The organism is Pseudoalteromonas sp. Ps84H-4 (genome assembly GCF_024124645.1).
GTDB lineage: Bacteria > Pseudomonadota > Gammaproteobacteria > Enterobacterales > Alteromonadaceae > Pseudoalteromonas > Pseudoalteromonas lipolytica_C.
Genome location: NZ_JAMXSK010000012.1, coordinates 15,362 through 35,298, shown reverse-complemented (window position 1 = coordinate 35,298; position 19,937 = coordinate 15,362). Strand labels below are relative to the sequence as shown.

The window sequence follows — 19,937 nt, the reverse complement described above, 5'->3', positions numbered from 1 at the left end:
TGTCCGCCTTATTTTGTCGTGCTTAAATAAAGGTAGTAACTATGTCGAATGATAAAGACTTTAAAGATCCGTTCAATGCAACTTATTTCATTGCGTTTTTAGCAGTATTCGGTGGCATTGGCTGTCTTAACGCTATTCTGGGTTGGATCACATCTTTATCTTAATCTGCGTAAGCAAATTTAAGACACTAGGCTGCACCATGCAGCCTTTTTTGTTGTAGTTAGGTGATTAATTTCGAAACTTGCTACCGACTTTCCACTAAGGTGATGTTATACTCTCGAGCTTTGTTAGATAAACTTTTTGAGCAGTATAATTATGACTCAAGCAACTTCAACGCTCATCAAACAGAGCATTGCAACGATCGCTGATTACCCTAAGCCGGGCATTATGTTCCGCGATGTAACAACTTTAATGGCTAACGCTGAGGCATTTAAAGCAACGATAGACAGCTTTATTGCGGCATATAAAGACCAAGGTTTTACTAAAATCATTGGTACTGAATCTCGTGGTTTTATTTTTGGTGCGCCACTTTCTTATGCTCTTGGTATTCCATTTATTCCAGTTCGTAAACCAGGCAAACTTCCTCGCGAAGTGATTTCACAAAACTACCAATTAGAATATGGTGAAGATACGCTTGAACTTCATACAGACGCTATCGTTTCTGGTGATAAAGTGTTATTAGTAGATGACTTACTTGCCACAGGTGGCACAATTGAAGCAACAGCAAAATTAGTTGCAAAACTGGGTGGTAATGCAACGGATGCCGCATTTGTTGTATCTTTACCTGAGCTTGGTGGTGAACAACGTGTTGCTGATATGGGCATCAAAATCTTAAAGTTGGTTGAATTCGAAGGCGAATAATTAATGAGTTATCAGGTTCTAGCAAGGAAATGGCGACCACAAACCTTTCACGAGTTAGTGGGGCAGTCTCATGTTAAACAGGCATTGGTTAATGCATTAACACAAAATAGACTCCATCATGCCTATCTCTTTACTGGAACTCGTGGGGTGGGTAAAACAACCATCGCACGAATATTCGCAAAAAGCCTCAACTGCGATAAGGGTATCTCTGCTGAGCCGTGCGGCCAATGTTCAAGCTGTACTGACATTGAAGCTGGTCGTTATATTGATTTGTTAGAAATCGATGCGGCATCACGTACCAAAGTAGAAGATACCCGCGAAATCCTTGATAACGTTCAATACGCGCCAACACGTGGTCGTTACAAGGTATACCTAATCGACGAAGTTCACATGCTGTCAAAGCATAGTTTCAATGCATTACTAAAAACATTGGAAGAGCCACCAGAGCATGTGAAGTTTTTATTAGCGACAACCGATCCGCAAAAACTGCCCGTGACGATTTTATCGCGTTGCTTACAGTTTAATTTAAATGCTTTGTCGCAATCAGAAATTCATGATCAGCTTGCCTATGTTCTTAATCAAGAACAGCTAAGTTTTGATGATAAATCGCTGTCAATTTTAGCGAAAGCAGCTGATGGTAGTATGCGTGACGCACTGAGTCTTACAGACCAAGCAATTGCGCAAACCAATGGCAATATTAATCATCAAGCAGTGCAAACTATGCTTGGCTTAATGGATACCCAATATAGCCAAACCATGTTAGCAGCGTTACTGTGCCAAGATGGCGATGCATTACTTCAAGAAGTAAAAGCAGTGGTTAGCCGAAACCCTAACTTTGTAGCCTTGCTCGACGATTTAATCGCCCTGACGCACCTTATTCAGCTTGTGCAACTCGTGCCTAGTGCTGCGGCACTTGATGAGACTAACCGTGAATTTATTGAGCAGGTGGCACAAACAACTGATGCACAGCAAATGCAGGTGTATTACCAGTTGCTATTAAATGGTAAAAAGGATTTGCAATGGGCACCCGATGCTAAACTTGGTTTTGAAATGATCATGTTGCGACTGCTCGCATTTCAACCAACGCAATTTGCACAAAACCAAACACCCACGAATACCCAGCAGCAGGTTAAACCAAGTGGTGCCGGAGCACTACGTGATATTTTAAAAAAATCAACGGCGCAACGTGAGCAAGCAGCTTCAGAGCAAGCATCAGTAGCACAAAGTTCAGTGCATACAACTTCTGTGCCTTCAGAGCCTCAGCCAACACAAGTTGAAGCTGAGCCTATTCAAGCAGCCAAAGCAGAAACAGCACATAGCCATGAGCCTGCCCAGCAAGTTGAAGCAACAGCAGTAGAGCAGCCTAATGCTAATCAACAGCCTCAGCAATCCGCTCAGCCAGCTGAAACTGAAGTCAAACCAGCGCCACAACAGCAGAGTAGCTCAGAGCACATTCCAGCAGCTGATTATTCTTCACCAGAGTACTCTACATCTGACTATTCTTCGCAAGACTATATGGATGAGTACGATGCACAAATGGATTCATCACTTGCTGCGCAATATGATGATGTGATGAATAGCGCTTATGATCAGGGCTTTAGCGCAAATGAAGCACCTGCGCCTCAGCAACAGCAAACTGCACCCGCACAATTGCAACAACAGCAAAGTCAGGCGCAATCGGCCATTGCTCGTATTTTACAAGACCGCAATATCTCAGGTGCTGGTCGCTTAAGTAGTGCGGCAACGCAAACGAATGTTAAAGCAGAACAACAGCCTGAAGCTAAGCCAACATTAGAACCGCCAGCGCAACAAAGCACAGCCACGACCAATACTCAGCCTCAGCAGCAAGCAATGGCTGCTGAAGTAAAAAAGCCCATCCCCCAGCAAACGGGGGAGAGCAGCAATAAAGTAAAAAAAGTCGATTTTCGAGAAAAGCATCAAACAATCACTGAAAACCTAGCGCCTGAATTGCTTGAGCAAATTAACCCGCAAAAAGCGCCAGAGCCAGTAGCTGAAGAAGCCAGTATTCCGGTTCCAGATGATTTTGAAAGCCCGATCAGCAGTATTAAATTTGCACACGAACAAGACGAGTGGGCGTATTTAATAAAGCGTATGGGACTTGGTGGCCGCATGCGCCAATTTGCGCTGCATTCGATCTTTACCAAGCAGAATAATCAGTTACATATTGAAGTTGACTCATCACAGCGCCATTTAGACAGCGCAGTGCTTAGACAAAAGCTCAATGCTGCATTAAGTGAAATTTATGGTCATAATGTAGAGCTTAGTATCGAGTTTGCTGATGGCGTAATTGATTCACCGTATTTGATTCAACAAAAAATTGATGCGGGTCGTCATCAACAAGCGATTGATGTAATAAATAGCGATGAAAATATAGTGCAATTTCAGCAGTTATTTAGCGCTATAATCGATGAAAACAGTATTCAGGCATTGTAATTAGTTGCAATAGCCCTTATCTTCATGCCAATTAAAGTAGTTTAGAAAGAGAGACAGTTATGTTTAAAGGTGGAATGGGTAACATGATGAAGCAAGCGCAGCAAATGCAAGAGCGCATGCAAAAAGCCCAAGAAGAAATCGCAAACCTTGAAGTTGTAGGTGAAGCAGGTGCAGGCCTAGTTAAAGTAACTATGCTTGGTAACCACAATGTTCGTCGTGTTGAATTAGATGACAGCCTAATGGAAGACGACAAAGACATGATCGAAGATTTATTAGCGGCAGCGTGTAACGATGCTGTACGTCGTGTTGCTGAAGAAACTCAAGAGCGCATGAGCAAAGTAACTGGCGGTATGCAATTACCACCAGGTATGAAAATGCCATTCTAAGTGATCTTGTATGCAACTATCTCCTAGTTTAACACAGCTAATTGAAGCGCTAAGATGCCAGCCGGGCATAGGCCCAAAGTCGGCACAGCGTATCGCTTTTCATTTGCTTGAGCGTGACCGTCAGGGTGGTAAACAGCTTGGCCATGCATTAACCAAAGCAATGGATGAAGTAGGGCATTGTCAATCTTGTCGCACTTTCACAGAGCAAGCTGTGTGCGATATTTGTTCAAGTGTTAAACGCCAAGATAGTGGTTTACTGTGTGTGGTTGAGTCACCAACCGACGTACTCGCTATTGAGCAAACCGGTCAATATCAAGGGCTTTACTTTGTTTTAATGGGTCACTTGTCGCCAATTGATGGTATAGGACCAAAAGAAATTGGCCTTGATATCCTTGAAAGCAAGTTGCAACAAGGCGGTATTAATGAGGTGATCCTCGCAACCAATCCAAGCGTTGAAGGTGAAACAACAGCTCACTATATTGCTGAGCTTTGTCATAAGTATCAGGTAGGCGCATCTCGTATTGCGCACGGTGTCCCTGTTGGTGGTGAGCTAGACTTACTCGATGGTATGACGCTGATGCACGCATTTAGCGGACGACGCGCCGTAAATCAAAACTAATACCTGATATGGTATCAAAAGCCTGCTTTATGCAGGCTTTTTTGTAGTTAGCCCCCGAATTTACCCGCTAATTTAATTTTTTGCCTTGAAGTTCCAAAAGCCTGCCCCATATATGAGTCATAGTGCAGATTAGACACTTTGTTAATTGGAGATTTACACAATGACTGCAGCACAAAAAGAAACATTAGGCTTTCAAACAGAAGTCAAACAACTATTAAACCTGATGATTCATTCTCTTTATTCTAATAAAGAGATATTCCTACGTGAGCTGGTATCAAACGCGTCAGATGCAGCAGATAAATTACGTTTCCTAGCGCTTTCTAATGGCGATTTATACGAAAACGATGCCGATCTAAAAGTACGTATTAGTGCCGATAAAGAAGCAAACACGGTAACCATTACTGATAACGGTATTGGTATGAGCCGTGAAGATGTGATCAATTCACTGGGTACCATTGCAAAATCAGGCACCGCAGAATTTTTCCAAAACCTAACAGGCGACCAAAGCAAAGATTCACAATTGATTGGTCAATTTGGTGTTGGTTTTTACTCTGCATTTATCGTTGCAGATAACGTAACCGTGCGTACTCGTAAAGCAGGTGAAAGCCAAGGTATTGAATGGCAATCTGCAGGTGAGGGCGAGTACACATTACAAGAGATTGACAAGCCAACACGCGGTACCGAAATCATTCTACACTTACGTGAAGATGAGAAAGAATTTGCTGATGAGTACCGTTTACGTAGCATCGTAACTAAATATTCAGACCATATTTCTATTCCAGTTGAAATGTATAAAGCAGAAGTACCTGAATCTGAAGGTCCTGATGGTGAGAAAATCCCAGCGCAGCCGGGCGAGTGGGAAGGTATTAACCGCGCAACTGCACTTTGGACTCGCGATAAGTCAGAAGTAACAGATGAAGAGTACAAAGAGTTTTATAAGCACATTGGTCATGACTGGGAAGAGCCACTAAGCTGGGCTCACAACAAGGTTGAAGGTAAAACTGAATACACAAGCTTGTTATACATCCCGAAAAAAGCACCATTCGATTTATGGAATCGTGACCGTCAAACTGGTTTAAAACTGTATGTACAACGCGTTTTCATCATGGATGACGCAGAGCAGTTTATGCCAAGTTACTTACGCTTTGTGAAAGGTCTACTTGACTCAAACGACTTACCACTTAACGTGTCGCGTGAAATTTTACAAGACAACAAAGTAACGCAAGCGATCCGTAAAGGTTGTACATCACGCGTACTTAAAATGCTTGAGCGTATGGCGAAAAACCGTGAAGAAGATTACCAAACGTTCTGGAACGAGTTTGGTCAGGTGTTAAAAGAAGGTCCCGCTGAGGATATGGCAAATAAAGAAGCCATTGCTAAGCTACTGCGTTTCTCTTCTACACATACTGACGAAAGCACGCAAAATGTATCGCTTGAGCAATACATCGAACGTATGAAACCAGAGCAGGATAAGATCTACTATGTGGTTGCTGACTCATTTGCTGCAGCGAAAAACTCACCACACTTAGAAATCTTCCGTAAGAAAGGCATCGAAGTATTGCTATTGAGCGATCGTGTTGATGAGTGGATGATGAGCTACTTAACTGAGTTCAACGAAAAATCATTCCAGTCAATTACCCGTGGTGACTTAGATTTAGGCAACATGGATGACGAAGAAACCAAAAAAGCGCAAGAAGAGTCAGAAAAAGAAGTAGCTGGTCTAGTTGAACGTATTAAGTCAGCACTTGGCGACAGCGTGAAAGATGTGCGCTTTACGCACCGTCTAACTGATTCTCCAGCATGTGTTGTTGCCGATGAACACGATATGAGTTCACAAATGCAAAAGTTAATGGAATCTGTTGGTCAAACTGTGCCTGAGCAAAAGCCTATTTTTGAGCTTAACCCAGAGCATCAGCTTGTTAAACACTTAAACGTTGAGCAAGATGAAGACAAGTTCAGCCAGTGGTCTCATGTCCTGCTTGACCAAGCATTATTAGCAGAGCGCGGTACTCTAAAAGACCCTGCTGGCTTTGTAACTCGCTTGAACAAGCTTATGCTAGATTTAAGCAAATAAGCGTTTTAGCTGAATGAGTTGGAAAAGGGAGCAGTGCTCCCTTTTTTATTGCTGCTAATATAGGCAATTGGTATAAGTTACTTGAGGTATAGCCTCAGTTGTGGAAGAATTCAGGCTCTAAGAACAAAACTCCACTGATCGACCATAATTTAAGATTAGTATCACACAGAGGACAATGATATGCGCATTATTCTTTTGGGCGCGCCGGGTGCAGGTAAAGGTACTCAAGCTCAGTTTTTGATGGACAAATACGGTATTCCACAAATTTCTACGGGCGATATGCTGCGTGCAGCAATCAAAGAAGGTACACCACTTGGTCTTGAAGCTAAAAAAGTAATGGATGCAGGTCAATTAGTATCTGATGAAATTATTATTGGTCTAGTTAAAGAGCGCATCGCTAAACCAGATTGCGAAAAAGGTTTCTTACTAGATGGTTTCCCGCGTACTATTCCTCAAGCTGATGCAATGAAAGAGAATGGTGTGGTGGTTGATCACGTTATTGAATTTGACGTTGCTGACGAAATTATCGTTGAGCGTATGGGCGGTCGTCGTGTACACCCAGGTTCTGGTCGTGTTTATCACGTAGTTTATAACCCACCTAAAGTTGATGGTAAAGATGACATTACAGGTGAAGACCTAATCATTCGTGATGACGATACTGAAGAAACAGTACGTAAGCGTTTAGGTATCTACCACGACCAAACTAAGCCATTAGTTGATTATTACCAAGCTGAAGCAAAAGCAGGCAACACTCAGTACCATAAACTAGACGGTACCCAAGCTGTTGAAGCTGTTAGCCAACAACTTGGTGAGCTATTAGGTTAATTAACCTTTTAGATTCATTAATAAAAAAACCGCCTCAGGGCGGTTTTTTTGTATCTGTTTAACTGTCTTCTGATATTACAGTTTCTTCAATGCGGCAATAGCACCGTCGTAATCAGGCTCTTTTGAGAGGTTATCGACTAGTTGCTTGTAAACGATGTTATGTTCTTTATCGAGCACAAATACTGCACGAGTTAATAAGCCCATATCTTTGATAATTAAGCCGTAGTTCTTACCAAAGTCACGCCATACAGAATCAGATAAGGTGACGACTTTGTCGATATTTTCTGCTTTACAGAAACGTTTTTGTGCAAACGGTAAATCAGCACTTAATGTGAGCATAGCTATGTTCGGGTACTCAGCAGCTACTTTTTCATTAAAGTGTTTGGTTTGAATGCTACACACCCCTGTATCCAAGCTTGGTACAACGCTAAGCAAAACAGCTTGACCTTGATAATTGTCTAATGTGACAGGTGTAAAGCTATCATCTACTACTTTAAAATTAGGTGCTTTTTGACCGACTTCAACCCCTTGTCCTAGTAGGGTAACAGGCTTTGACTGAGCTGATACCTTACCAGCATCAAGACTATTTTCTGGTAAGTCATTTGCGTAACTAAACGTACAAACTGCACTGAGTGCAAAAATAAGTGGGCGTAACATAATATAATTCCTTCAAATTAACGCATTTAAGCTGAGTGTATTATACTCATCTAATTGCTCCAAGGTTTACTCTAATTTAAAATTGTAAAAAACGAGCAGTTTGATTAACATGTGTCCGTGCCGCTATTTTTTATGAATTAAAATAAGAATAAAGTTAGCACTCTTAAAGATGGCTAGTAAAAAAGTGTGGGTTTAGAGAGAGTATATGTCAACATCGGTATTAGTTTGTGATGATTCAAAGTTAGCTCGTCGGCAATTAGCGCGCTCTTTACCCGATGATTGGGATATTAAAATTGAGTTTGCTGAAGACGGTGTGCACTGTATTGAGCAAATCAAAAAAATTCAGCCTGAAATACTATTTCTTGATTTAAATATGCCTGAGATGGATGGCTATGAAGTACTTCAAGCCATTCAAGACCAAGATCTTCATGTGCTTACCGTGGTTGTTTCAGGTGATATCCAACCTAATGCTCATCAACGTGTGCTTGAGTTAGGCGCCATTGATTTTATTCAAAAACCTTGCTCTGCAGAAAAGCTTGCTAATATCATTGAACACCATGGTATTAAAGACAAAGCCATGCGTGAGCGTCTATCACACCGGCTGGGCGAACAAGTTGACCCCGATGTACGTGATATCTATCAAGAGCTTACCAATGTTGCAATGGGACAAGCAGGGGACTTGCTTGCACGCTTACTGAATGTGTTTGTAAAGTTGCCTATCCCGAATGTTAATATCCTAGAAGTTAATGAACTAGACATGGCACTGCGTTCTATTGATGCCAATGCGACTACCTCTGGGGTTTGCCAAGGCTTTATAGGCGGCGGTGTTTCTGGTGAAGCTTTGCTACTGTTAAATGACTCAAGCTTTAAAGAAATTGCGTCACTCATGAATTACGAAGGCGAGCTTAACAACAAGATTGAGCTTGAGTTGCTAATGGATGTGAGCAATATTCTGATCGGGGCTATTTTAAGTGGTCTTTCAAAGCAGCTTGATATGCGCTTTAGTCAAGGGCACCCTGTGGTTCTGGGTCAACATTGTGATGTGTCTGATTTGGTAAAGGCTAATAAATCTCGCTGGCAACGAACGTTGGCGATTGAGATCAGCTATGGCATCGAAAATCATAATATTAATTGTGATTTAATGCTGCTATTTACTGAGGATTCGCTCAAAACCTTAAAATACAAAGTCGCTTATTTACTAGAAGATTAAACTATGCCTGCATCTGATTTTAATATGAATGAACTCCATTGGTTAATGGATATGTTTAATACTGTTGATGTAGGTCTTGTGGTGCTTGATAGGGACTACAAAGTCTGCATTTGGAATGGGTTTATGGAAAACCATTCAGGCTTGTTACCAAGTGCCGTGAAAGACAAAGATTTGTTTGATTTGTTTCCATCAATAGACGAGAAATGGTTCCGTAGCAAATCAGAGTCAGTGTTCATTTTAAATAATCGCTCTTTTACTATCTGGGAGCAGCAGCCTTATATTTTCCGCTTTAAAAATTACCGCCCAATTACTGGTAAAGCGGATCATATGTATCAAAATGCCACCTTTATTCCTTTAACCACGACCACTGGTGAAGTGTCTCATATCTGTATCATTATTTATGATGTAACCGATGAAGCGGTAAATAAAAAAGAGCTAGAAGAAGCCAATAGTAAGCTTGAGCAAATGAGTCGAACTGATGCCCTTACAAAATTAACGAATAGGGGATATTGGGAAGAAAAACTGCGTAAAGAGCATATGCGTATCGTACGCAGTGGCGGCTGCAGTACCTTATTAATGTTTGACATTGACCACTTTAAAAAGGTCAATGATGAACACGGTCACCGTGGCGGTGATGAAGCGCTGCGTCACATTGCTGATTTACTTAGAAAAACATTACGTGAAACTGATTTGGCAGGTCGCTATGGTGGCGAAGAGTTTGCAGTAACTTTACTGGATACTGATCTCGATGGTGCGCATATTTTTGCTGAACGTCTGCGTTCAATGATTGAGAACTCGTCAATTTATTTTGGTGAAAAACAAATTCAGTTAACCGTCAGTATTGGTTTTGCTTGTTTTGACGAAAAGTTCGATCGTTATGAAAAGTGGGTTGAAGCTGCAGATAAAGCTTTATATCACTCTAAAGAAAACGGCCGTAATAAAGTTACAGCGTATTCAGATTTATAACTTAACGGAAAAGGGCGAAACTTCACCCTTTTTTACACTCCAATTGGTGGTAATACGAGAATATCTGTTTTTAACAGTTTCATGACCTTCTCAGCGGTATTACCGATTAAATGCCCTTTTATGCCCGTGTTACCCACTGACCCCATAATTACTAAATCAGCATTAAGTTTTGCGGCGACACTAGGTATAACTTGTTCAACCACCCCAGCTTTAATTTTGAGTTGCTCTTTTAAATTATGAGCTTCAATTAGTGCACGTTGCGCAACCGGTAATTTTTCATAAGCGTTAGTTACCTGCTCATCAGAAAAAACAATCCCTAAATCTCGCAAGAAAGGCGACACATGGACAGTATAGCAGGCAAAAAATTCGCTCTGATAATCCTCTGCGAAGGCAAGGCCGGTTTTTATAATTGCTTCATTTAAACAGTATTTTGTGGCTTTCTCGCTACCTAAATCGAGCGCGGCGAGTACATTGGTATTGTTACGCCACTTGTTGTCAGCAGCTAGGTAAAGAGGCAGCGGGCTAAATCGAATAAGCTGCCAGTCAAGCTCGCTAAATTGCGTTTGTTCATCAATATGGCGGGTTTTAATTACCATCTCATAGTCTGAGGTGGTTACTTCGTTAGCCAGCCACTGCACGGGGCTCTCGTGCCACAGTGTTTGTAATGTGTAACTACCGACTTCTAAATAGTCATTAATTAGCGGACTTAATGAGGTACGCAGTTTCGCTAACTCTTTATCTTGAATAGCCAAAGCTTCATCTGGCGGAAGAGAAAATAAAATGCTACTGGTGTCTTCATAGCTAAAAGCAACAATATCAATATGCTTAACCCCTTTAGCTTTTTGTTTAGCGTGTAATAACGACGTTTTTGCATCGTCGACAGAATCGATGATAACCAGTAACTTTTTATTCATTCGGTTCACTCTGTAGTGTGTCGGGCATCACTTTTTGGGCATTCTCCCAGTAGTGACACTTCCCCTGTTGAAGACTCTTGTTCCAGTTTTACCTTAAAGCCCCATAACCTGTAAAGGTGTTTTAATACTTCATCTTTTGAGTTTGCTAAGGGGATATTGTTATGTGGCACATAGCGTAAGGTCAAAGAGCGGTCACCTCTAACATCAACATCGTAAACTTGAATATTGGGTTCGTGGTTACTTAAATTGTATTGCGCTGACAAACTTTCACGTACTTGGTGATAACCCATTTCATCATGAATTGCACCCACATTTAGGGTGGGTTCTTTTTCATGGTCAATAATAGTAAATAACTTAAAATCGCGGATAATTTTTGGCGATAAGAACTGGCTTATAAAGCTCTCGTCTTTAAAGTTTTGCATTGCAAAGTGCAGCGTTTCTAACCAATCACTGCCGGCATACTCCGGAAACCATCTTTTATCTTCCTCGGTCGGGTTTTCACAAATACGACGAATATCAACCATCATGTTAAAACCAAGGGCGTAAGGATTAATCCCTGAATAATAATTACTGTTGTAAGGCGGTTGGTACACAACATTGGTGTGGCTTTGTAAGAACTCGAGCATAAAGGCATCGGTGAGCTTACCTTCATCATACAGATGGTTCAAAATGGTGTAATGCCAGAATGTTGCCCAGCCTTCATTCATTACTTGAGTTTGTTTTTGCGGATAAAAATATTGCGAAATTTTACGCACAATACGGATTACTTCACGCTGCCATGATTCAAGTAATGGGGCATTTTTTTCGATGAAATATAAAATATTTTCTTGCGGTTCTTCAGGAAAACGGCGCTCACGTTTTTTAGACTCTTGTTGCGAGGTAGGAATAGTGCGCCACAGCTCATTCACTTGTGATTGTAAGTAATCTTCGCGCTCTTGCTGGCGTTTTTGTTCTTCATAAAGCGAAATACGTTGTGGGCGCTTATAGCGATCCACACCGTAATTCATTAATGCATGGCATGAGTCGATGAGATTCTCGACCTCATTAATGCCATATTTTTCTTCGCATTTGGCAATGTAGTTTTTTGCAAATAATAAGTAGTCGATGATTGAGCTGGCGTCGGTCCAAGTCTTAAATAAGTAATTACCTTTAAAAAATGAGTTGTGACCATAGCAGGCGTGGGCCATAACCAAGGCTTGCATTGGCAGTGTGTTTTCTTCCATTAAATAGGCAATACACGGGTCTGAGTTAATAACAATTTCATAAGCGAGGCCCATTTGCCCACGTTTATAGTTTTGCTCAGTTTGAATGAATTTTTTACCATACGACCAGTGGCTGTAGCCAATTGGCATACCCACACTCGAATAGGCATCCATCATCTGTTCTGCAGTGATCACCTCAATTTGATTCGGGTAGGTATCGAGTTTATAAATTTTCGCGACCCGTTCAATCTCAGTTTGATACTCTGCTAATAAATCAAATGTCCAATCAGGACCGTCGCTAATACGTTTATCGGCCATACTTTACCTCACTCGCAAGGCTATGCGGCGCCTTGCTGCTGACGATTCTTTTTAAATAATTCACGGAAAATTGGGTAAATGTCCTCAACGCCACGAATATGTTGCATTGCAAAGTTGTCGTGGGTTTGCGCTATTGATTGATACTCTCGCCATAAGCTTTGGTGAGCACGGGCTGTGATTTCAATATACGCATAGTAGCGTACTGCTTTTAGAAGCTTGTTACGTAAAATTTCTCCACAATTTGGTGAGTCATCTGCCCAGTTGTCGCCATCAGACGCTTGCGCTGCATATATATTCCACTCTTCAGGGTTATAGCGTTCAGCGATGATTTCGTTCATCAGTTTTAATGCGCTGGAGACGATGGTGCCACCCGTTTCTTGAGAATAGAAAAACTCTTGCTCATCGACTTCTTTCGCTTGGGTATGATGGCGAATATAAACGACTTCTATATTTTTGTAGCTACGGGTTAAAAATTGATAAAGCAAAATATAAAAGCGTTTTGCCATGTCTTTAGTCGCTTGATCCATCGAGCCGGACACATCCATTAAACAAAACATCACAGCTTTGCTTGTGGGGTGTGGTCGTTTTTCATAATTACGAAAACGTAAATCGTAATTATCGATAAATGGCACTGCTTTAATGCGACTTTGCAGCTCCTCAATTTGCCGTTCAAGCAAAGCGATAGCCGCTTTATCTGGCTGATCTTCGGCTTTTAAAAGCGCTAACTGACCTTCAAGTTCAGCAAGATGGCGCTTTTTTCCAGCAGTCATTGCAACTCTTCGCGCAAGTGAGCCCTGTAAAGAGCGCACAATATCAATGTTGCTTGGCATGCCATCGTTACAAAAACCGGCTCGATGGGTTTTCATTTGCACCAGTTTATCGAGCTGGTTTTGTTGCAGGTTAGGCAGCTCTAAGTCTTCAAACAATAAGTCTAAGTATTCATCTTTTGAAATAGAGAACACAAAGTCGTCTTGTCCTTCACCCGAATCACTGGCTTCCCCCTCGCCAGAGCCACCACCTTGACCGCCTCCTTGCGGGCGCTTAATTTTGTCGCCCGTAGAGAATTGGTCATTGCCTGGATGGATCTGTTCACGGTCACCACCACGTCCTTGATGAAAAATAGGCTCACTGATATCACGTTGCGGAATAGAAATACTCTCACCGCTGGTGGTATCGGTTACGCTACGCTTATTAATGGCATCAGACACCGCTTCTTTAATCTGTTTTTTGTAACGCCTGATGAACCGTTGACGATTCAAGGTACTTTTGTTTTTTCCGTTCAGGCGTCGGTCAATAAAATGCGCCATAACAACCCCCTTAAAACAAACGTTTTTTACTGCGATTTTCTAACGCGTAAATACCATTCAGAAAGTAAACGTACTTGTTTTTGGGTATAGCCTTTCTCAACCATACGATTGACAAAGTCTTCGTGTTTTTTCTGATCTTCAGCTGATGTTTTCGCATTGAACGAAATAACCGGCAGGAGATCTTCTGTATTTGAGAACATTTTCTTCTCAATAACCGTGCGAAGTTTTTCGTAGCTAGTCCAAAGCGGATTCTTGCCTTGGTTGTGCGCGCGTGCACGCAGTACGAAATTGACTATTTCATTACGGAAATCTTTCGGATTTGAAATGCCCGCAGGTTTTTCAATCTTTTCAAGCTCTGCGTTAAGTGCTGCACGGTCAAATAGCTGGCCGGTATCTGGGTCACGGTATTCTTGATCTTGGATCCAAAAATCAGCATAGGTGACATAACGGTCAAAGATGTTTTGCCCGTATTCTGAGTAAGATTCTAAATAGGCCGTTTGTAACTCTTTACCAATAAACTCTACGTATTGAGGAATGAGGTAGCCTTTTAAGTGACTTAAGTAACGCTCTTCAACATCGGCTGAAAACTGTTCACGCTCAATTTGTTGCTCAAGCACATAAAATAAGTGCACAGGGTTGGCAGCTACTTCGGTAGTATCGAAGTTAAATACCCGCGACAGAATCTTAAACGCAAAGCGGGTAGAAAGCCCAGTCATGCCTTCATCAACACCTGCGTAGTCGCGGTATTCTTGATACGACTTCGCTTTCGGATCGGTGTCTTTTAAGCTTTCGCCGTCATACACCCGCATTTTTGAATAAATGCTTGAGTTTTCTGGCTCTTTCATGCGTGAAAGGGTGGTAAATTGCGCCAGTGTTTTTAATGTACCGGGTGCACAAGGGGCGTCATGTAACTCACTATTTTCGAGTAGTTTATTGTAAATTTTAACCTCTTCAGAAACACGTAAACAATAAGGTACTTTGACGATGTAAACACGGTCTAAAAATGCTTCATTGTTTTTATTGTTCTTGAATGTTTGCCACTCAGATTCATTAGAGTGAGCCAGAATCATACCATTAAACGGTAGGGCGCTAATGCCTTCTGTGCCGTTGTAGTTACCTTCTTGCGTTGCTGTAAGTAGTGGGTGTAGCACCTTGATTGGTGCTTTAAACATTTCCACAAACTCCATTAAACCTTGGTTAGCTAAACAAAGTGCACCGGAGTAGGCATACGCATCGGGGTCATTTTGTGCAAAGTGCTCAAGCTGGCGAATATCGACTTTACCAACGAGCGCTGAAATGTCTTGGTTGTTTTCATCGCCGGGCTCAGTTTTAGCAATCGCAACTTGATTTAAAATAGATGGGTAGCGCTTAACCACTCTAAATTGGCTAATGTCACCATTAAATTCACTTAAGCGTTTTGCAGCCCACGGTGACATCACCGTTTTTAAATAACGCGGTTTAATGCCATATTCTTTTTCTAAAAGCTCGGCGTCTTCATTTGGATCAAATAAGGCTAAAGGGTGGTCATTAACAGGCGAGCCTTTAATTGAATAAATAGGTACTTGTTGCATTAAGTATTTTAGTTTTTCAGCAATGGATGATTTACCACCCCCTACAGGGCCAAGTAAATACAGCACTTGCTTACATTCTTCTAAGCCTTGCGCAGCATGTTTTAGATAAGAGACGATTTGCTCTATGGCATCTTCCATACCATAAAAATCGTGAAATGCCGGGTAGCGTGCAACTACACGATTTGAAAACAGCCTGCTTAAGCGCGCATCGGTTGATGTGTCGATAATTTCAGGTTCGCCAATAGCCATCAATAACCGTTCAGGTGCGCTGGCATAAGCTGATTTATCCTTCTTACAGATCTCGAGAAATTCCTCAATACTGTATTCTTCTTCTTGCGCTGCTTCGTATCGTGATTGGTAATGCTCAAAAATACTCATAGAGACCTCCGAAAACCCGCTAAAATGACGTGTAATTAGATTAAGAGAAAAGCAAAGGTTAATTAAAGCTTAGTCACGATTTTGAATTTTTGCGCAAGAAAATTAAGAATTTAATTGAAAAAAGCTCATCCTGATTAGGCTTTTTGGGTGAGTGGTTGGCTGCGGGTCAGAAGGGGCGTGCAAAGGGCAATAAAAAAGACGCCGAAGCGTCTTTTTTGATTACTGTTTGTAACAGAAGATTAAGCGAAGTTAGCGTTCGCGAAGTCCCAGTTAACTAATGCCCAGAAACCTTTTAGGTAATCAGGACGTACGTTACGGTAATCGATGTAGTAAGCGTGTTCCCACAGATCCACAGTTAGGATTGGAGTAACACCTTCATCAGTTAATGGCGTTGCAGCATTTGACGTGTTTACGATATCAAGTGTGCCATCAGCTAGTTTAACTAACCAAGTCCAGCTTGAACCGAAGTTGTTTACTGCTTTGTCGTTTAACGCTTCTTTGAATGCGTCGAAAGAACCCCATTTAGCGTTGATCGCGTCAGCGATTGCGCCTGTAGGCTCGCCACCACCGTTTGGAGATAGGCTGTTCCAGTAGAAAGTGTGGTTCCAGATTTGTGCAGCATTGTTAAATACGCCACCTTCTGAAGAACATACGATTTCTTCTAAAGATTTGTTTTCGAATTCTGTGCCTGGGATCAGACCGTTTAATTTCACAACGTAAGTGTTGTGGTGTTTACCGTGGTGAAACTCTAGAGTCTCTTTTGAAATATGTGGCTCTAATGCATCGATTGCGTATGGTAGTGACGGTAGTTCAAATGCCATTTTTTATCTCCATCTTCTTGGTTGATAGTCCACTCAGTTATAGGTAATAGCAAGGTAAACAGCGTACTTCCCTATACCAAGTGGTATTATAGTGTTACTATAATTGTTGAGTATTTTACTCAAGTTTTAGCAAACAGCAATGCTATTGCTAAAGACTATTTTAAATTGTGGCTACGAATGCCGATTTAAGTTATATATCTGAGGCCACTGTGAAACTTTTTCAAGGCCAATGTAGTAAGCTAATGTCTTTTTTGAGGTTGTAAATGGAAACCATCGATAAAATTAAACAGCAAATTTCTGAAAATCCAATCCTTCTTTACATGAAAGGATCACCAAAGTTACCTAACTGTGGTTTTTCTTCACAAGCATCACAAGCACTTATGGCATGTGGTGAGCAGTTTGCTTACGTTGACATTCTACTTAACCCAGATATCCGTGCAGAGTTACCTGCATACGCAAACTGGCCAACATTCCCACAATTATGGGTAGAAGGCGAGCTTATCGGTGGTTGTGACATTATCATCGAAATGTTTCAACGTGGTGAATTACAGCCACTAATCACTGAAACAGCTGCAAAGTACAAAGAAAAAGACGCTGAATAATTATATTTAGTGTAGAAAAAAGCCGCAAACTGCGGCTTTTTTTATAGCCATTCGCTTAAGATTAGTAAGCGGTGGTATTACCCGGGTAATAAAACATGCACGCTCAAACCACCGTGCTCACGGTTATGTAGGCTAATTTGCCCGTGGTGCGCTTCAACTATTTCTCTGCACAGTGCTAGCCCTAAACCACTGCCAGTTGCTTTGGTTGAGTAAAAGGGGATTAGTGCGTTGGCCATTACAGCCTCACTCATACCCTTGCCTTTATCACTCACTGTGATGTGTGTGCCAATTGTTTCTTGTTGCACAGTTAAGCTGACATCTTCGGGGTTTGAACCCGATTCATAGGCATTTTTTAATAGGTTTATAAGTAATTGTTCGAGCTGAGTGTGATCAGCATCAGTTATTACACGTTCATCAAGTGATACCTTAACCTGCCACTGACTTTTTAATTGCTCAATCAGCGTCGGCCAGTTAATCGTTGATAGTTGAGGGGTGGGTAACTTGGCAAATTTACCATAGCCTTGCACAAACTCATTAAGGTGTTTTATGCGGTCTTCAATGGTGGTAAATACCCGTTTTAAGCGTGGCTCGTCGACTTCTTTTGTTAATAGTTGCGCGCTATGAAGCATCGATGACATTGGCCCTAGTGAGTTGTTAAGCTCATGGCTAATGATACGAATGACTTTTTTCCATACCTCTACTTCTTGGCGGCTTAGTTCACGGGTCAGTTGTTTAAAAACATAAAGTTGATGAAACTGATTATTAAGTAATAATCGGCCTGTTGCCATATGCCAAGTTTGTGATTCTTGATCTGCTTTATCGAGGGTAAATAAGCCATCAACGCCTTTGTGAATGGCACGCGTTAATTGCTCGCAGCTTGAATCTAATAAGTTTTCGAGCTTGGCACCTTCAAGGGCTGACTTAGCATCGAGTAAGCTACGAGCACTGTGGTTGCTATACACAATAAAGCCTTGGTCGTTAGTCAAAAGCACAGCTTGCGGGGAGCTTTGCAGTACTTTGTCGAGCATCAACTCACGCTGATATATCCATTGCTTTTCTTGGCGAAGCTGTTTTGCGGTTTGGTTATAAAGCCGGCATAAATCACCTAGCTCATCACTGCCATCATAGGCTAATAATGTAGCCAGCTCACCATCTTTAAAATTAAGCAACCCGGTTTCGAGTGAGTTCATGCCATCAATAAGCGGGGTTGATAATTGCGCGGCAAAAAGTCCGCTGATCAAAGCGCAAGCGAGCAGGGCTAATAGGCTGTAAAACAAGCTTATACCCGCAAAGTAACAAACCAACATAAGTGGCAATGCAGACGCTGCCATGCATAAGGTTATGATTTTATATCGAAACGAAAAACGCATTAGTATTCAATCTTAAATTTATCAAGCCTGCGATAAAGCGCTTGGCGACTTAGGCCAAAATGGCGAGCCACTTTAGCAATCACACCTTTGTACTCGCGCATGGCAAGTTCAATCTCTTGTTTGTTAGGCTCTGCTCTTGTTTGTGATGGGCTGTTTGTTTCAACTTGTAAGCCAAAATCAGCAAGCTCAATCACCCCTGTGGGTTTTAAAACGCCAGCGCGTTTACAGGCATTTTCAAGCTCACGAACATTACCCGGCCAGCTATGGGCGAGCAGGGCTTTTTCTGTACTAAGCGACAGTGTGCGCTCAGGTAAAAAGTGTGCGACCAAAGCTAAAATATCATCTGGGCGATGGGCAAGGCTTGGTAAATTTAACTCAATAACATTTAAGCGGTAGTAAAGGTCTTCCCGAAATTGACCTGTTTTAATTGCATGGCTTAAATCTTCATTGGTTGCTGAAATCACCCGCACATTCACTTTACGTGTTTGTGTTGAGCCTAAACGTTCAAATTCACCAGTTTGTAAAATGCGTAATAATTTCATTTGCCCAGAAAGTGGTAAGTTACCAATTTCGTCTAAAAATAGGGTGCCACCATCGGCCGCTTCAAAACGACCAATACGCTGTTTTGTAATACCTGTATAGGCGCCCGCTTCGGCACCAAATAACTCAGCCTCAATAAGTTCGCTAGGCAAAGCACCGGCATTAACAGTGATAAAGGGTTTATCTGCTAATAATGAATTGGCCTGTATTATTTGCGCAATGCGTTCTTTACCACTGCCGTTAGGGCCTGTGATCAGCACTGAAATATCCGATTTAGCCACTTGAATCGCAAGATTAACAATGTGCTCCATAGCGGTACTTTTATAAACCAAGCCCACCAAATTTGCTTGTTGCACAGATGCGTCACGCTCTTGCTGGTGGCGGGTAAAGGTTTCGTTTTGCTGTTTTGCTTTACCCAGCTCTATTAGGTTATTTACACAAGTAAGTAGCTTGGCATCGTCCCATGGTTTTGGTAAATAATCAGCAGCCCCTGCTTTGACAAGTTCAACCGCAGTAGAAAGCTCTGTCCATGCGGTGATCAAAATAATCGGTAGGTGAGGATTAATGTCTCGTAAGGCATAAAAAAGTTCCTTGCCTTCTTCGCCGGAAGTGGTGTCGGCGGTAAAGTTCATGTCTTGAATAACAAGCGCTATGCGTTGGTATTGTACGGCCTGAATTGCCTCAAACGGGTTACTTGCTGTAACAACATCAAAACCGTGAATTTCGAGTAATAACGACAATGCATCCAAAATGGCTGGGTTATCATCGACGATAAGTATTTTTTCCATATTATTGTTTTAGTTATTTTCCTAATAAGGGTGCAAGATGAATGCTACACTGTTAATCCAGTGTAGCATAGGTT

At 41.7% G+C, this 19,937-nt stretch carries 18 protein-coding genes; 10 read left to right on the top strand and 8 right to left on the bottom strand.

Annotation, left to right across the window (positions count from 1 at the left end; translation table 11 throughout):
* The first annotated feature begins 41 nt into the window (after window positions 1–41).
* The 7 genes from NH454_RS22360 to adk all read left to right on the top strand — a co-directional run bounded on the left by NH454_RS22360 (window position 42) and on the right by adk (window position 7,219).
* The gene (locus tag NH454_RS22360; RefSeq protein ID WP_254907726.1) at window positions 42–164 is read left to right on the top strand and encodes a hypothetical protein; all 123 of its coding nucleotides are present in this window, start codon (window positions 42–44) and stop codon (window positions 162–164) included.
* Window positions 165–315: 151 nt separating this feature from the next.
* Entirely contained in the window at window positions 316–861 is a 546-nt protein-coding gene (gene apt / locus NH454_RS11805; RefSeq protein WP_135924222.1) for an adenine phosphoribosyltransferase, read from the top strand.
* A gap of 3 nt (window positions 862–864) precedes the next feature.
* Window positions 865–3,315, top strand: coding sequence for a DNA polymerase III subunit gamma/tau (gene dnaX, locus NH454_RS11800; RefSeq protein ID WP_253039172.1), 2,451 nt, complete (start codon window positions 865–867; stop codon window positions 3,313–3,315).
* 59 nt (window positions 3,316–3,374) lie between these two features.
* On the top strand, window positions 3,375–3,701 hold the full coding sequence (locus tag NH454_RS11795; protein WP_054551547.1) for a YbaB/EbfC family nucleoid-associated protein: 327 nt from the start codon (window positions 3,375–3,377) through the stop codon (window positions 3,699–3,701).
* A gap of 10 nt (window positions 3,702–3,711) precedes the next feature.
* On the top strand, window positions 3,712–4,320 hold the full coding sequence (recR, locus tag NH454_RS11790) for a recombination mediator RecR (protein ID WP_054551546.1): 609 nt from the start codon (window positions 3,712–3,714) through the stop codon (window positions 4,318–4,320).
* A gap of 160 nt (window positions 4,321–4,480) precedes the next feature.
* Complete coding sequence (gene htpG, locus NH454_RS11785) at window positions 4,481–6,394, top strand: molecular chaperone HtpG (RefSeq protein WP_135924224.1); 1,914 nt, start codon at window positions 4,481–4,483, stop codon at window positions 6,392–6,394.
* Window positions 6,395–6,574: 180 nt separating this feature from the next.
* Entirely contained in the window at window positions 6,575–7,219 is a 645-nt protein-coding gene (gene adk / locus NH454_RS11780) for an adenylate kinase (protein ID WP_036967590.1), read from the top strand.
* Window positions 7,220–7,294: 75 nt separating this feature from the next.
* Here the strand turns inward: adk and tpx are convergent, their stop codons facing one another.
* The gene (gene tpx / locus NH454_RS11775) at window positions 7,295–7,876 is read right to left on the bottom strand and encodes a thiol peroxidase (protein WP_135924225.1); all 582 of its coding nucleotides are present in this window, start codon (window positions 7,874–7,876) and stop codon (window positions 7,295–7,297) included.
* 205 nt (window positions 7,877–8,081) lie between these two features.
* Here tpx and NH454_RS11770 point away from each other — a divergent pair, with 205 nt between their 5' ends.
* Both NH454_RS11770 and NH454_RS11765 read left to right on the top strand, forming a co-directional pair.
* Window positions 8,082–9,086: a response regulator gene (locus NH454_RS11770; RefSeq protein ID WP_135924226.1), complete on the top strand. Its 1,005-nt coding sequence runs from the start codon at window positions 8,082–8,084 to the stop codon at window positions 9,084–9,086.
* A gap of 3 nt (window positions 9,087–9,089) precedes the next feature.
* Window positions 9,090–10,052, top strand: a complete 963-nt coding sequence (locus NH454_RS11765) for a diguanylate cyclase (protein ID WP_253039171.1) — start codon at window positions 9,090–9,092, stop codon at window positions 10,050–10,052.
* Between the two features lie 32 nt (window positions 10,053–10,084).
* On the opposite strand, the gene NH454_RS11760 is transcribed toward NH454_RS11765, so the two are convergent.
* The 5 genes from NH454_RS11760 to NH454_RS11740 all read right to left on the bottom strand — a co-directional run bounded on the left by NH454_RS11760 (window position 10,085) and on the right by NH454_RS11740 (window position 16,563).
* Entirely contained in the window at window positions 10,085–10,966 is an 882-nt protein-coding gene (locus NH454_RS11760) for a universal stress protein (RefSeq protein ID WP_199525744.1), read from the bottom strand.
* A 5-nt stretch (window positions 10,967–10,971) separates the two neighbouring features.
* Window positions 10,972–12,486, bottom strand: a complete 1,515-nt coding sequence (locus tag NH454_RS11755) for a SpoVR family protein (RefSeq protein WP_235383191.1) — start codon at window positions 12,484–12,486, stop codon at window positions 10,972–10,974.
* A 20-nt stretch (window positions 12,487–12,506) separates the two neighbouring features.
* Window positions 12,507–13,793, bottom strand: coding sequence for a YeaH/YhbH family protein (locus tag NH454_RS11750; RefSeq protein ID WP_135924230.1), 1,287 nt, complete (start codon window positions 13,791–13,793; stop codon window positions 12,507–12,509).
* A 26-nt stretch (window positions 13,794–13,819) separates the two neighbouring features.
* A complete protein-coding gene (locus NH454_RS11745) occupies window positions 13,820–15,742 on the bottom strand; it encodes a PrkA family serine protein kinase (protein WP_135924231.1) in 1,923 nt (640 codons plus the stop codon).
* A 239-nt stretch (window positions 15,743–15,981) separates the two neighbouring features.
* Complete coding sequence (locus NH454_RS11740; protein ID WP_054551537.1) at window positions 15,982–16,563, bottom strand: Fe-Mn family superoxide dismutase; 582 nt, start codon at window positions 16,561–16,563, stop codon at window positions 15,982–15,984.
* Between the two features lie 263 nt (window positions 16,564–16,826).
* On the opposite strand from NH454_RS11740, the gene NH454_RS11735 reads away from it, so the two are divergent.
* On the top strand, window positions 16,827–17,165 hold the full coding sequence (locus NH454_RS11735; protein WP_054551536.1) for a Grx4 family monothiol glutaredoxin: 339 nt from the start codon (window positions 16,827–16,829) through the stop codon (window positions 17,163–17,165).
* Between the two features lie 77 nt (window positions 17,166–17,242).
* Here NH454_RS11735 and NH454_RS11730 read toward each other — a convergent pair whose 3' ends face one another.
* Together NH454_RS11730 and NH454_RS11725 are read right to left on the bottom strand one after the other, a co-directional pair.
* The gene (locus NH454_RS11730) at window positions 17,243–18,496 is read right to left on the bottom strand and encodes an ATP-binding protein (RefSeq protein ID WP_235383192.1); all 1,254 of its coding nucleotides are present in this window, start codon (window positions 18,494–18,496) and stop codon (window positions 17,243–17,245) included.
* A gap of 38 nt (window positions 18,497–18,534) precedes the next feature.
* Complete coding sequence (locus NH454_RS11725) at window positions 18,535–19,863, bottom strand: sigma-54 dependent transcriptional regulator (protein WP_235383193.1); 1,329 nt, start codon at window positions 19,861–19,863, stop codon at window positions 18,535–18,537.
* Between the last annotated feature and the right edge of the window lie 74 nt (window positions 19,864–19,937).

What these genes read in the sequence shown, in the direction of transcription:
- NH454_RS22360 (WP_254907726.1), top strand. Translation starts at nt 42, where the DNA reads ATGTCGAATGATAAAGACTTTAAAGATCCGTTCAATGCAACTTATTTC.
- apt (WP_135924222.1), top strand. Translation starts at nt 316, where the DNA reads ATGACTCAAGCAACTTCAACGCTCATCAAACAGAGCATTGCAACGATC.
- dnaX (WP_253039172.1), top strand. Translation starts at nt 865, where the DNA reads ATGAGTTATCAGGTTCTAGCAAGGAAATGGCGACCACAAACCTTTCAC.
- NH454_RS11795 (WP_054551547.1), top strand. Translation starts at nt 3,375, where the DNA reads ATGTTTAAAGGTGGAATGGGTAACATGATGAAGCAAGCGCAGCAAATG.
- recR (WP_054551546.1), top strand. Translation starts at nt 3,712, where the DNA reads ATGCAACTATCTCCTAGTTTAACACAGCTAATTGAAGCGCTAAGATGC.
- htpG (WP_135924224.1), top strand. Translation starts at nt 4,481, where the DNA reads ATGACTGCAGCACAAAAAGAAACATTAGGCTTTCAAACAGAAGTCAAA.
- adk (WP_036967590.1), top strand. Translation starts at nt 6,575, where the DNA reads ATGCGCATTATTCTTTTGGGCGCGCCGGGTGCAGGTAAAGGTACTCAA.
- tpx (WP_135924225.1), bottom strand. Translation starts at nt 7,876, where the DNA reads ATGTTACGCCCACTTATTTTTGCACTCAGTGCAGTTTGTACGTTTAGT.
- NH454_RS11770 (WP_135924226.1), top strand. Translation starts at nt 8,082, where the DNA reads ATGTCAACATCGGTATTAGTTTGTGATGATTCAAAGTTAGCTCGTCGG.
- NH454_RS11765 (WP_253039171.1), top strand. Translation starts at nt 9,090, where the DNA reads ATGCCTGCATCTGATTTTAATATGAATGAACTCCATTGGTTAATGGAT.
- NH454_RS11760 (WP_199525744.1), bottom strand. Translation starts at nt 10,966, where the DNA reads ATGAATAAAAAGTTACTGGTTATCATCGATTCTGTCGACGATGCAAAA.
- NH454_RS11755 (WP_235383191.1), bottom strand. Translation starts at nt 12,486, where the DNA reads ATGGCCGATAAACGTATTAGCGACGGTCCTGATTGGACATTTGATTTA.
- NH454_RS11750 (WP_135924230.1), bottom strand. Translation starts at nt 13,793, where the DNA reads ATGGCGCATTTTATTGACCGACGCCTGAACGGAAAAAACAAAAGTACC.
- NH454_RS11745 (WP_135924231.1), bottom strand. Translation starts at nt 15,742, where the DNA reads ATGAGTATTTTTGAGCATTACCAATCACGATACGAAGCAGCGCAAGAA.
- NH454_RS11740 (WP_054551537.1), bottom strand. Translation starts at nt 16,563, where the DNA reads ATGGCATTTGAACTACCGTCACTACCATACGCAATCGATGCATTAGAG.
- NH454_RS11735 (WP_054551536.1), top strand. Translation starts at nt 16,827, where the DNA reads ATGGAAACCATCGATAAAATTAAACAGCAAATTTCTGAAAATCCAATC.
- NH454_RS11730 (WP_235383192.1), bottom strand. Translation starts at nt 18,496, where the DNA reads ATGGCAGCGTCTGCATTGCCACTTATGTTGGTTTGTTACTTTGCGGGT.
- NH454_RS11725 (WP_235383193.1), bottom strand. Translation starts at nt 19,863, where the DNA reads ATGGAAAAAATACTTATCGTCGATGATAACCCAGCCATTTTGGATGCA.